This is a genomic window from Nocardiopsis listeri NBRC 13360 (assembly GCF_001570765.1).
Lineage (GTDB): Bacteria > Actinomycetota > Actinomycetes > Streptosporangiales > Streptosporangiaceae > Nocardiopsis > Nocardiopsis listeri.
The window spans coordinates 21,176-34,248 of record NZ_BCSH01000021.1 but is presented as its reverse complement, the minus strand read 5'-3'; the positions used below and the strand labels follow the sequence as shown (position 1 = coordinate 34,248).

Here is a 13,073-nt window from a genome sequence, read left to right as displayed (position 1 = left end):
GCGGACCCGTCCCATGCCACACCCGTGTGGCTCAGGCCCTCCCGGTCGGGTCGGGCGCGGCCACGCTCTCGATCACCGTGCCCTCTCCGGAATCGTTCGGCTCGTCCTCGGGGCGGGAGCGCAGCGCCTGGACCAGACCGGCGAGGATCGCGACCACGCCGAGCGGTCCCAGGGTCCAGGGCACCCACACGTCCAGCCCACGCAGGATCAGCGAGCGGACACGGGCCTGTTCGGCCAGCGAGGACACCTGTCCCTCGGCGAGGGAGAACTCGGCCTCCAACAACGAGACCTCCCCCGAACCGTTCTGCGGGCGCAGGGTCTCGGTGCGTTCCTCGGTCATGTGGACGACCTTGCCGGTGATCGGCTCCACCCAGAAGGTCCGTTCGAACTCCAGCCAACGGGTGGCCGTCACGGTCCCCGTCGAGTCCCCGAACAGGGCCGCGGGCACGCCACGGGCGGATTCGGGCACCTGGGTCTCGGACAGCCCCTGGACGTAGCGACGCACCGACAGGCCGGCGACCTCGTCGTTCTCCTCGAAGACGACCGCTGGGGCGGCCCGCACCTCGGCGTCGTAGAAGGAGTGGTCGCCCTCGGGCACACCGGCGGGCCAGTCCAGGATCAGTCCGGCCTGACGGACGGCACGGTCTCCGTTGACGTGCTCACCGCAACAGTTGACCGCGCGCCCGGTCTCCCGGTCCACGATGACGCGACGGCTCCAGTGGTCGATGACCCGGTCGGAGTCGGTCGTGTCGACGGTCATCTCCCAGGCCGACCAGTCCGTCCCGTGGGCGGTGCCCTCGATCCGGGTGGTCCGGTCCAGGTCGACGCCCTCCCGTCGAGTCCAGGTGGCGGTGTCCAGGTAGGTGGCGCCGGGGGCGTCCATCCGCAACCGGTGGGAGACGTCCCCGGGCATGAGGGCGATCCGATCCTGCACGTAGAACGGCAGTAGCAGCGCCATGGTCACCAGGAAGGCCCCCACCGCCACCAGGAGGGTGCCCTTGGGCAGCCGTCGGCCGGGTTCGGGGAGCAGCGGGCCGGGGCGCGCTTTCGGCACACGTCCCATCTGGGAGAACACGCTCACCTATGGGCCTCCTCGACGTCGTGCGTGGTCCCGGTCAGGGCGGACCCGGGACCATCACCGCCGGGTGTGTCCCGTCCGTCGCCGGGGTCACCGCCGGGTTCGCCGTCCTGGTCTGAGGCCGTGGGCCCTTCGAAGGGCGGCGCGTCCGTCGGCCCGGACACGGTGCCCTCCTCCGACGGGGTGTCGGCGGGCGGTGGTTCCGCCGCATCCCCGCGCTGGCCCAACGCCAGGACCAGACGGGCCATCGCGGGCAGACACAGGGCCTGCGGCACCCAGCCGCGCAGCGCGGTACCGAACGTCTCGGTGACGTCGTGGAAGGGCATGTACACGGACAGGTGGGTCCCGACCGCGGTCGTCAGGCCGGCCAGGGCCAGCGACACCGTGACCACCCAGGGCCCGGCCAGGTGCGGCAGCGCCCGGCCGCCCATCGAGGGTCTTCCGGGTTTGGCGTGGCGCAGACGTTTGGGCGCCCGCCGGGCCAGCCACCAGATCACCAACAGGATGGCGCCGACCACGGCCGCGCCGGCCCAACCGGCGATCCACACCCCGTAGGCCAGTCCGAGCGGCAGGACCACCGGACGCGGCAGCCAACCGGGGCCGGCGGCGGGCAGGGCGCGGCCGCCACGCGGTGGTTCGGTGGCCGAGCGTCGGCCACCGGGCAGCAGGCGGCGCGGCCACAGGGCCAACAGCACCAACAGCCCGGCGAGCGCGCCGCCGACGGCCAGGACCCGGTGGTAGACGGCGTCGGGGGTGTATTCGAGCGTGACAGTGCCCGCGGTGCCCTCGGGCAGCACCCAGGCCTGCTTCCACCCCTCCAGGCGTACCGGCTCCAGCGGCCCGTCGACGCCCTCGACCCGGGCCTGCCAGCCCTCGTTGAAGTTCTCGTTGACCACCAGCAGGCTGTCCTCGTCGACCGACACGTCGAAGCTGCGCTCACCGGGCCCCCAGGAGTGCAGGGTGTCGACCTCCGCCGTGGTGACCTCGGGTGCGGGGGCGTCGGCCAGGTCGGCGGTCTCGACCAAGGCCGAACGGACCTGGTAGCGGTTGCCGGGATCGACCACGACCCGGTTCTCGCCCTCGACGAGGTCGAGGTCGGTGCAGGTCTCGTAGCTCAGCGGACGTCCGGTGAGCTGGTCGCCGAGGGTGCCCTCGCTGATCCGGGTCTCCACGCGCCGATCGTTGACCCTCAGGTTCGGTCCGAGGCCACAGGTGGTGGAGGCGTCGACGTCGGCGTCGGGGATCGGCTCGACCGGTGCCACGCCGGGCAGGTCGACGGTGCCGATCTCCAGAGCCTGGCCCTCGGGACGTTCGAAGGTGACCTTCAGCGAGGAAGCGGTGAGTTCGGCGAAGTCCACACGCCCACTGCCGTCCAACCAACCCTCTCGGACGGTGTCACCACCCTCGATGGTGACCTTGATCGGGCGCATCACGGTGTCGGCCCGGGGGAACTCGACCTTCATGTGGTCCAGCGTGGTCCGGCTGCCGAGGTCGATGTCGAGCGAGGGCCGCTTCTCCTCGGGATCCGGGTACCAGACGGTGCTCTCGTCGTCGTCCAGCGCTCCCCTGCCCATGGCGGCGGGATGCTGTACCGCGGTGGAGGAGCCGGTGACGCGGGGGTATCCGCCGGCCCGGTTGGCGGCGTTCTCCGCCTCTCGGGGGTCGGTGAGGACCACTTCTCCGGAGATCCGGTGCGGGGAGCCCGCCGACTCCTCCGACAGGGTGAACGTGCGGTCCAGCCGGTCGGCGTCCTCTCCGCTCACCTCCAGGTCGGGGTTGCACACCCACGCGTGCGAACCCTCCATGCAGCCCGGAGCGGTACCGGTGGAGCCGGTGAAGAGCAGCGTCCCCGCCTCGGACGGGCCGGGCACGTCCAGGGTGCGCGCGGTCTCCAGGCCCGGGATCGAGATGGAACTGATCCCCACCCGGGTACCGAAGCGGTACTCGGGTTCCCACGCGAGTTCGTCGATCCGTACCCGGAGGCTGGTGGTCTCCCCCGGCGGGGCGTTGAGCTCTTGGGGTTCGTCCGTCTCCGCGACGGCCACCTCGGACTCCCCGTTGTCGGTGATGAGGGCGACCCGGGAGGGCGGCGGTTCGCCGGGCAGTTGTTCGAAGGCGATGTTCAGCCCGTCGAGGCTGCGAGGCTCGGTGAACTCGACCTCCAACCACTGGCCCAGGGAACCCTCGAAGGCGCTGGAACGCCAGGCGGTGCCGAGGTCGTCGTCGAGGGCGGCGTGCGGCGCGTGGCCCGGGTCGCGGTCACCGGGCCGGGCCTCGACCCCCGCCTCGGAGGTGGACGCGGTGACCTCGGCGATGCCGATGTCACGGGCGTGGGCGACGTACTCCTCCCAGGCCGGTTCGATGACGTCCGGGGCCGGTACGTCGCGCTCGTACTCCTGGTCCTCGGTCATGGTGGCCGAGAAGTTGCGGCGTACGTCGGAGTAGACGACCTCGCGGCGGCGCACCGTGTCGGTGACGATCGTGTTCGCACCGTCGATGGCGTCGGCGCCGGGGTCGTCGCCGAGCAGGATCGGCCGGTCGTCGTCGACCAGGCCCTGTTCGGCCAGGTGCAGGACGGACTCGGGGCCGCCGGTCACTCGCAACATGTCGGCGGAGGGCACGGTCCCGACCTGGGGAGCGGCGTCCTCCACCTCGTAGACGGTCAGCGACGGGTAGGGCTGGTCGAACCACTGGGACGCGGAGCGGTGGTCGAGGGAACCGATGACCGGGCCGAACTCGGCGGCCTCGGTGATGCCGGGCGAGTTCTGGAGGGTCTGGTGGACGCGGGCCGGCCAGCCGCCGTTGTTGCCCACGCGCTGAAGGTCGTTCCTGACGATGAGGTGGGTGACCCCGAGCCGTGCGAAGGTGTCGGACAGGCCCTGCGAGCCCCGCCCGGAGGAGACCCTCTGGTCGATCTCGTGGGTGATGCGGGAGGCCCCGGAGGAACCCCAGGGGATGATCTGGTGGTTGGTCCACGCCCCGGACAGCAACGGCTGCATGGGTTCGTCGAGGGGACGCCCCCACTCGTACTCGCCGCGGGCGGAGCCGGGCAGCGCCATGGTCATGCCGCGTTCGTCGGAGCGCTCCTCCAACCAGTCGACCGCCTCGTACCAGTAGTCGGGGATCTCCTCGAAACCGCCCTTGGGCGCGATGCCGACCGTGGCGATGGGCACGAGCGTGACCAGGAAGACCGCGGCGGATCCGCCCGCGACGGCACGGCGCACCTTCGCCGAGACCACCGCCCCCGAGCGGTCGGCCCGGTCCCGGGCGACCACGACCGGCAGGTGGGCCAGTCCCAGGACGATGGGCAGCCGGATGAGCGCGTCGAACTTGTGGACGTTGCGGAACGGGGAGAGCGCGCCGTCGAACAGCTCCCGCATGGACGCGGCGAAGGGACCGGTGAGGTCCCCCGTGTGGCCGGCGACCACGATGGCCGTACCGACCAGGAGGCTGCCGATGAGGAAGAGGCGTTCGGGGGTGCGCCGGTTGATGAGTCCGGCCAGTCCGAGCCCGGCCACCAGCGCGGTGACCGCCACCAGCCATGGGGTGAGCGAGAGCTCCGCCCCCGAGGGTAGGGCCGTGTTGCCCATGTCGGGCAGGAAGCCCATCCAGTTCGAGGTGCCGCGCAGCGCGTTGAACAGCGAGGTGATGCCGGTGGTGACACCGGCGTCCTCGGTGTAGGGCATGAACGAGTACACGTACCGCGACATGATGAGCAGCGGCGCGATGTACCAGAACGAGGCCAGGACCAGACCGAACGCCCACCACAGGATCAGCCGCCACTTGCGCCGGCCGTTGGCCCTGGTCAACAGGTACAGGCCCGGAACGACGAGGACGGCCAGTTCGGAGGCGGCGTTGGTACCGCCGCACATGAGGAACGCCAGCCCCGACAACAACGCCATGCGCGCCGGTGGGTACCGACGTTCGGCCCCCAGGATGAGCGGCAACAGGATCCACGGCATGAGCAGCATGGGCTGTAGCTCGGCCGAGTTGTACGACAACAGCGTGAGCACCCGCGGCGCCAGCGCGTAGGCGATGCCGGCGATGATGCGGGTGTTGACGGTCCCGAGTCCCAGGGCCTCGGCGACCTTGTATGTGCCGAGGAACGCCGCGATGAGCAGCACCGCCATCCACGAGCGCTGGATGAGCCACTCGGGCATGCCGAGCACCTCGAACAGCAGGTGGAAGGGGCCGTTGGGGAAGAAGTACCCGAAGGCCTGGTTCTGGAGCTGCCCGAAGTAGGAGGCGTCCCACAGGTGCAGGGCGCGCTCCATGAACCCCAAGGGGTTGATCGTCAGGTCGATCTTGGTGTCGCTGACGATCCGGCCGGGGTCGATGCTCGCCGCCAGCGCGCCCAGGAGCACGCACACCGCGAGGACCTTGAGGCGCGCCAGCAGCCTCTGGTCCAGCCCGCCGGGGGCGGACGGTGTCGTGGAATCCTCCGGTTCGCGCCTGGCGGTGGATTCCGCCGAAGTCACATCTTCGCTTTCTTGCCTGCTGCCGGGTCAGGGGGTGTCACGGGGGAATCGATACCGAGTTCCGCGGCGACGAGGCGGGTCATCCGCGCGCCGCTCGCGTCCCAGGTGAACCGGGACGCCCAGGCGCGACAGGCGCGGCGGACCTCCTCGGCGCGCCGGGGATCGGACAGTTCCTTCAGGGCCCGTGAGACGACGTCCTCCAGGGTCTCGCCCTCACGGACGAGCCATCCGGTTTCTCCGTCACGGACCGAATCGCGCAATCCGTCCACATCGTAGGCCACCGTGGGCACTCCGAGCCGTGCGGCCTCGACGACCGTCAGGCCCCATCCCTCGAACTCGGAGGCGGTGACGTGCAGGTGGCAGGACGACAGGACGGCTTCCTTGTCCTCCTCGGAGAGGAATCCGTGCAGGTCGACTCGTCCCCGTAGTTCGTCGCGCACGATCTGTTCGGCGAGGTGTTCCCCCTCGGGGCCGCGGCCGATGATGTGCACGCTCAGCCCGGGGTGGTCGTCGGCCAGCGAGCGGGCCAGGTCGACCACACGGGACACCCGCTTTTGCACCACCAAGCGACCGAGGCTGACCAGGGCGGGAGCGGTTCCGGGCTCGGGCGCGGGGGGCAGGGGGCCCAGGGCGGGCCCGCCGTTGTGGACGACCTCGATGGGGGAGCGCCAGGCGAGTTTGTCGCGCATGGCGGACCGGGAGGACTCCGAGACGGTGACGGTGGTGCAGTTCCGGTAGACCCGGGAGGCGACGGTGGACTCCACGAAACGCCCGAACCAGGCCAGTGGCGCCGAGAAGTAGGCGTTGAACTGGAGGTCGTGGACGTGGTGCACGACGCTGACGACCTTCGTGCTCCGGCGCAGGACCAGGCGGGACAGGAAGGGGATGCCGTTCATGCAGTCGAAGGCCAGGTGGTATTCGCGCCGCCACAGGGCGAGCCAGGCCATCACGCGGGGATAGACGGTGAACTTGCCGCCCATGCGGCGGATGACGATGCCGTCCTTGGTCTCGACCCGGGCCTGGTGGGGTTCGCGGCTGGTCAGGAAGGTGACGATGGCGCCGCGTTCGGCCAGGTGGCGGCTGATCCGCCAGGCGTACTCCTCGGCGCCGCCGGCAGTGGACTGCCAGGGGTCGCGCCAGTTGATCATGACGATCCGGACACCGTCGAGACGGGGACCGAGGTCGGTGGGGGCCGGGGGGCCGTCGGTCGTGACCGGTTCGGCCGTCGCGGACTCTTCGGCCTCCGCCGGGGCGGGGATGGTGGTCGTACCCGTGGCGACCGTGACGACTCCGGGCTCCACCCGGCGGGGGACCTTCTGGAAGACCACACGCTCTCCTTCCGCGCGGTGCCCGACCCGGGCCTGCTTACGCCGAGCGAGCGAAATATCGCTCTGAGCGAACACTCAGGGGCGGGGAGTGCAGCCGAACAGGCCCAAGGACCGGACGTCAGTGGGGTGGGGCGACCATCGTGATCGCGAGGGGACGGCGGCGTGTCGGGTTCGAGTCACCGGGGACCGGGGGCGTGGGGCGCCCCGCAGGTTGCGAGGCGCCCGCCGGACCTCGCGAACCCGAAGACCTAGCGGTCGCCGTAGTTGTAGAGGGTTTCGTTCACCGGTTCAGCGGTCGCGGTCGACTCGGTGGCGAGGTTGGTGGCCACCACGGTGGCACCTCCCGCCAGAGCCGCGCCGATCACGCAGGCGGCGATTACCTTGATCACTTGAGGATCTCCTTCCGCACGCTCCGAGCCGTTCTGGCCCGGGGCGCTGGAAACCGAGACTAGAACCTGATCTAGCTATAGACCAGATGGTTGCCCCAACTGTAACTAACCCTCCGGTAACTTCCAACCCCGAAATGTGCACTTTGGACGCATCCATATGCTGGTCAGGGGCGGCCAGGTGGCCTGGATCACCTGGTGAGAACAGGATCGACGATGAAACCAGAACCCGTTTCAAAGTGACCGAAAAAGCGAGTCCGTACCTCGCGTGAGGGTCAGTTCCCGGCCGTGGATCCTCCGACCGGATCACCGTGGCGGGGTTCCCTCCGGGCGACCGTGAACACCGCCCAGACGACGGTCCCCAGGCTGGTCAGAGCGCCGGTGACGACCGGAACGGACACACTCTCCGGAGTCGCTTCGACGTACTCGTCGTCGACCTCGAACAGGGCCATGTCACTCCCCTCCACCACGGGGGACAGCCCATCGGTGTCGGAGAGGCCGTGGTCGACCGGGGCGGACACCGCCACGTACCGGACGCCCATCGACCCCAGGAGTTCGGGGAGTTCGGCGGGTTCGATCCGCGGCATCGCGGTCTCGGGGTCGATGTCGAGTGATTCGGCTGTCCGCCGTGCCCGCAGGTCCTCCCCCGTCACCACCACGGTCCCACCGTCCGGGGTGCCGACCCTCAGGTCGTCGTTCCAGAGCGTGCGCCGGTCGAACAGTCTGGTGGCCGGGTCCAACACCACCACCGGTTCTCCGGACCAGTCCGGTCCCCGGTAGGCGCTCCAGGGCAGCACCAGGACCGCGCCGGGACGTTCGTCGGCGGACACCGCGACCTGTGCCCCACGCCAGGCCGGCGGGTACTCCACGGGCGCGAGCCCACCACCGGCACCCCACGACAGTCCGGGGAGCACCACCACCGGCGACAACCCCAGGACCACCACGGTCACCATCCGCCTCATGCCGGGCACGGGCGGCCCTTCGGCCGACGTCGTCTCGGGCAGGGCCCGGAGCACCCACAGGACGATCGCTCCCAGCCCCAGGGACTGCAGCAGGGCCAAGGGCGCGACGTACAGCTGTCCGTCGCGCAGCGGCCCGAAGCCGGGCCACAGGTCGATCAGCGCGGCCAAGGGCCCCGGGGCGATCACGCCCGTCAGGGCGATCACCAGGCCCAGCGCCGCCGACACGGACAACCCCACCGCCACGACCGGACGCGCGCGCCGCCACCACCAGACCCAACCGAGGAGCGCCACCGTCACCACCAGGGCCCGGAGAGCGGCCGTGAGCGGCTCTCCATATCCGGGCGGCACCGCCCCCGCGTTCCACACCCCCCCGAGCAGCAGGAGCGAACCGAACGCGCCGAACGGGGTATCGGAGCGGGCCGCGAAGGCCGCGACCCCGGCCGGGTCGGTGGCGGCGCCACTGACGAGCGAGGGGATCAGCCAGGGCGAGGACAGCAAGAGCAGCGCCAGGAGCAGCAGGCCCGCGTCCCGCCACCGGCGCAGCGCGGTCGGACCGGCGGTCAACGCGCTCAACAGCACCGACGAGAACCCACCGATCGCGGCGGGAACCAGGGCGCACACCACCCCGGCGAAACCTCGGGTGGGCCGAAGCGACGCCATACGGACCACCCCCGCCAGGACCCACGGCGACCCCGCGTATCCCAGCAGGACCGCCCACTGTCCCAACAACAGACGCTCGGCCACGAACGGGTTCCACACGTAGGCGGTTCCGGCGACCGCGCCCGCGGCCAGGCCGGCCAAGGGGACCGTCCCCTTCCCGTACACCAGGCCGGTGAACAGCCGGAACGCGCCGGCCACTCCCAGGACGAACACCGCGGCCAGCACCAGCCCCTGCACCACGTGGCCCGGCAGGACCACGGACAGGGCCGCGACCACCGCGTCACTCGGGATCGCCCGGGGGAAACCGTCCGCGCCGGTCAGCACGGCCCGCAGGGACAGGTCGGGCACGAAGACCATGTCGTATCGCAGGACGAGGCCGGGACCCAGCGCGGGCCCCAGGGCCAGGAACGCCACCAGCGTCCCCAGTCCCCAGGGCGCCAGGCGAAGGGCCATCAGTGGTCCACCAGCGGAAGACTCGCGGAGTAACCGCCCTCCACGTAGTCGCGGTAGGAACGCACCACGACCTCGTAGGGGCCCGACACCGTGACCCGCCATCGTGCCCGGTCACCCGTCGAGCCGAGCGAGCGCCAGCCCTCGCCGTCCTGCGGCCCGCGGTCGTCGCGCGGCGAACAGGTGGAACCCGGCGCGGGTGGTGGACTCGACGGCGGTGGCGTGGGCGCGGGGTCCGGTTCCGGGTCCGGGCGCGAGGTGGGCGGTGGTTCGGAGGGGCTGGGCCGCGGCCGATCCGGTTCTCCGCCCCCGGCGTTCTGGTCGTCATCGATGGTCGTGGTGGTGTCCCCGACCGCGGGCAACGTGTCCCGGGAACGCCGCGAGGAGTCCCGCGGGGTGCACTCCAGGAGACGGACCCACACCTCGTAGTGGCTCGCGTCCTCGACCTGGTCCCACACGAGCAGCGCCCCATCGTCCCGCGGTTCCAGTCCGGTCGGGCCCGGCGGTGGGTCGTCGTCCCAGACCAGCCGGAGCGGTTCGGAATCCACTCCCTCGTCGCGGCCCTTGACGGGTCGTACGACGAACTCGTAGCGGGCACCGCTCAACAGCGAATCGACGGTGACCGAGCCTCGTTCGTCGTCGACGTCCACGTCGAAGGGGAGCACGAAGGGGTCGTCCGGGGCGGGTTCGATCCGACGCTGCACCACGCGGTAGTCGGTGGCTCCCGGAACGTTCTCCCAGGACAACAGGAGACCGTCGTCGGTTTCCTCGTAGTCGGGTTCGGGTGCGGTCAGCGGCCCGGTGGACAGGTCCGGGAAGGGTCGGGGGAAGTCATCGCCCACTCCCAGGGGCCGGGCCAGCGCGTCGGCGAAGGCCGCCGCGATCTTGAGTTCACCGCGAACGTTGGGGTGGGTGGCGTCCCAGTTGTCGAAGGCCGGGGTGTAGTCCCGGGCGGTCTGGGCGACCACCACGGGCGAATCGGTCGAGGTCAGCTGTTGGGCGAGGTCGACCAGGCCCATGTTGAACCGTGTGATCTCCCGGTTGACCCGACCGTCGTCGTCGGTGCCCTCCACTTCGGGCAGTTCACCGACCACGAAGCGGGCGTCACCGAGCACCACCCGCACGGTGGAGACGATCTCGGCGACGCCGTCCAGCGCGTGATCGGCTTCCCCTCCGTTGAGGATGTCCTCGGTCCCGGCCAGGAGAAGCAGGTAGTGGGGGTCGAACTCGGCGGCGACGCCGGCGACGTCGGTGGCGAGTTCCTGGGCGGTGGCGTCCCAACGGGCGGCGTGGTCGGTGTCGAAGTCGGGGTCGGCGTAGTCGTGTGCGCCGAAGTCCTCGTCGGCGAGGGAGTAGAGGTCGTCGTTGGGTCCGACCAGGTCGAAGTCGATCTCCTGGTCGGACAGGTGGGACCACAGGTGGTAGCGCCAGGTGTGGTCCCCGCTGCTGCCCTGGGTCGCGGAGTCGCCGATCGGCATGATCCGCAACTCGCCGTCGGGCGGGCCGGGCACGGCGACCGGTTCCTCGGCCCGCTCGTCGCCTTCGATTCCGAGGCCGCCCGAACCGGTCTGTAGGAGCAACATGGTGACGGCCATGGCGGCGAGCATGACGCCGAGCAGCCCCAAGGGGCCGGGTTCGAAGCGCGAACCTCCGCGCTCCCACAGGCCGCGGAATCGGCTCGTCGACGGACCGGGACGAAGGAGGTCTCGCCAGGTGGACCCGCGCCAGTACTCGCGGCTCGTCCACGTGGGGAGCCGGTCCCGCCAAGCGCTCGGGCGAGGACTCTTCGTCTCGTTCTCGGATGCCCGGCCCTGGGGGGTCCCGGGTGCCTCGGTCACGTCCTCTTCCTGGGGGATGTCGTCGTCGCCCGGGTCCTGCACCGTGCCCCATCTCTCGCCGCGGCGCTTAGCGGTAGTTACAGGTTCCTATTCGACCCACGAGTGACATCCACCCTGTTGAGACAGGAGATCAGGTGTCACTCGCCAGACAAGACTAGAACTGGTTATATGGAGGCCGTCAACCTTCGGGCCCGTCTGGGTCACGGAGCGCCGAGCCGAAAGGCCTCCTCCTCGTGGTCGGACTCCTGGTCGCGCTGTTCTCAGCGGTGGTCTACACGATCGGACTGACCGTGGAGCAGCGCGCGTTGCACGGCTCCGAGTCGATCTCGATCAACCGTCCGCTTCACCTCGCCAGGGTACTGCTGGGTAATCCGAAATGGGTTCTCGGTTGTGTGTTCGCCGCGCTGGGGAGCGTCGGCCTGATCGTCTCCCTCGGTCTGGCCCCGGTATCGGTCTCCCAGCCCGCCTTCGCCGCCGGTGTGGCCACGACGCTACTGGTCATCACACTGGTGCGCGGTGAGCGGATCACCCGGGGCGAGTACGTCGCGCTCGGCGTGATGCCTGTGGCCCTGGGCCTGCTGAGCCTGTCCACGGTGGACGGCGCGGAGACCGGGACGACCGCGGACACGCCCCTGTTGGTCGTGGTCGGCGTGGGCACCGTGTTGGCCTGCGTGGCCGTCATGAGCGTGGTCGGGGGGCGAGGGAAGTACGTCTCGGCCGCCGCCATGGGCGCCGCGGCCGGCCTCGCCCAAGGCAGCGCGGGGCTCCAGGGGAAGGGCCTCGGCGGCCTCCTCGCCGACCACGGGCCGTGGGCCGCGATCGGCCCCGCCCTGTTGTCGCCCTACCCGTACCTGTACGCGCTGGGCTGGGCCGTGGGCATCGTGCTCTTCCAGACCTCCCTGCAACGCTCCCGGGCTTCCATCACCGCCCCGGTCGCCAACGTGGTGGGCAACGTGTTCACCGTGGTGGCGGGCACGCTCCTCTTCGGAGAGAGCCTGCCCGAGGACCCGCTCACCATGGCCCTGCGGGTGGGCGGGTTCGCCCTGACCCTGGTCGTGGTGGTGTTGGTGCGCGGCAACGTCGCCCAGGCCGAGGCCGACACCAGTCGGTTGCGCGGCGAGTCCACCCCCGGCGCGTGAGGACGAACGTCCCTTCCGCCCCCGGTCGGTGACCGAACGTCAGAGGGCCCCGCCACGGGGCGGGACCCTCATCGCGTCGTCGCTCAGACGGCGACGGAGACGGCCTGACGCAGACCGGGAGCGGCCACGTCGGCCCAGGCCCGAACGACGTTCTCGGGCTCGCCGGTCTCGTCACTGGACAGGATCAGGCCGGGCTCGGCGACCCAGGCACCGAGGTCGGCCAGGAGGACCCGCAGGTCCTCCTCGATGCCGTGGCCGTTGCGCAGGTCCTCGACGACCGCGAGCGGGATGGCGACGGTGTGGCCCAGACCCAGCTCGGGCAGGCGGTCCAGGAAGACCTTGAGCAGTCCGGTGTAGGTGCCGTGCACCTGCGGCGAGGCGACGAGGAGCACGTCACCGGCACCGACCTTCTCCAGCGCCTCGGAGACCGCGGCGGAGGAGTCGTCGAGCAGGTCGGCGCCGAGGTCGGCCAGGTCGACGACATCGGGCGTGGTGGTCACGCCGGCGCGAACGGCGACCTCGGTGGCGGCGCGCAGCGCGGCGGAACGGACGGAGGAACGGGAACGAGGTGCGGCGACGAGCACGGTGAAGCGAGTCATACGGAGAACTCCTGGGTTCGGTCTGAACGAGCCGGGATCGACCGGAAGGGAACGCGGGGGGCGGTGATCGGAAGCGGGACACCGGAGTAGAACCGTGTTCCTCGTGAGTCGGCGCGCGGCGCGGGACCTGGTGGTCCGGCGTCGGGGTTCGCGTC

The 13,073-nt window shown here is 70.8% G+C and carries 8 protein-coding genes; 1 reads left to right on the top strand and 7 read right to left on the bottom strand.

Going from position 1 to position 13,073, the window contains the following annotated elements:
• Nucleotides 1-31 precede the first annotated feature (31 nt).
• The 6 genes from NLI01S_RS07650 to NLI01S_RS07630 form a co-directional block, all read right to left on the bottom strand.
• Nucleotides 32-1,081 (bottom strand): DUF3068 domain-containing protein, encoded by a 1,050-nt coding sequence (locus tag NLI01S_RS07650; RefSeq protein ID WP_067601424.1) that lies wholly within the window; start codon nucleotides 1,079-1,081, stop codon nucleotides 32-34.
• Nucleotides 1,078-5,556: an alpha-(1->3)-arabinofuranosyltransferase gene (locus tag NLI01S_RS07645; protein WP_067601421.1), complete on the bottom strand. Its 4,479-nt coding sequence runs from the start codon at nucleotides 5,554-5,556 to the stop codon at nucleotides 1,078-1,080. The genes NLI01S_RS07650 and NLI01S_RS07645 overlap by 4 nt, the downstream gene beginning before the upstream one ends.
• Entirely contained in the window at nucleotides 5,553-6,884 is a 1,332-nt protein-coding gene (locus NLI01S_RS07640; RefSeq protein WP_067601418.1) for a glycosyltransferase family 4 protein, read from the bottom strand. The genes NLI01S_RS07645 and NLI01S_RS07640 overlap by 4 nt, the downstream gene beginning before the upstream one ends.
• 248 nt (nucleotides 6,885-7,132) lie before the next feature.
• On the bottom strand, nucleotides 7,133-7,273 hold the full coding sequence (locus tag NLI01S_RS25975; protein WP_017542507.1) for a hypothetical protein: 141 nt from the start codon (nucleotides 7,271-7,273) through the stop codon (nucleotides 7,133-7,135).
• A 272-nt stretch (nucleotides 7,274-7,545) separates the two neighbouring features.
• Complete coding sequence (locus NLI01S_RS07635) at nucleotides 7,546-9,345, bottom strand: hypothetical protein (RefSeq protein ID WP_067601415.1); 1,800 nt, start codon at nucleotides 9,343-9,345, stop codon at nucleotides 7,546-7,548.
• Nucleotides 9,345-11,222, bottom strand: coding sequence for an SGNH/GDSL hydrolase family protein (locus NLI01S_RS07630; RefSeq protein WP_067601405.1), 1,878 nt, complete (start codon nucleotides 11,220-11,222; stop codon nucleotides 9,345-9,347). Before NLI01S_RS07630 ends, NLI01S_RS07635 begins: the two co-directional genes overlap by 1 nt.
• Nucleotides 11,223-11,413: 191 nt before the next feature.
• Between NLI01S_RS07630 and NLI01S_RS07625 the strand changes: the two genes are divergently transcribed.
• Nucleotides 11,414-12,319, top strand: coding sequence for a hypothetical protein (locus tag NLI01S_RS07625; RefSeq protein WP_067601403.1), 906 nt, complete (start codon nucleotides 11,414-11,416; stop codon nucleotides 12,317-12,319).
• A gap of 83 nt (nucleotides 12,320-12,402) precedes the next feature.
• Here NLI01S_RS07625 and NLI01S_RS07620 read toward each other — a convergent pair whose 3' ends face one another.
• Entirely contained in the window at nucleotides 12,403-12,918 is a 516-nt protein-coding gene (locus NLI01S_RS07620) for an NADPH-dependent FMN reductase (RefSeq protein WP_067601400.1), read from the bottom strand.
• Nucleotides 12,919-13,073 lie beyond the last annotated feature (155 nt).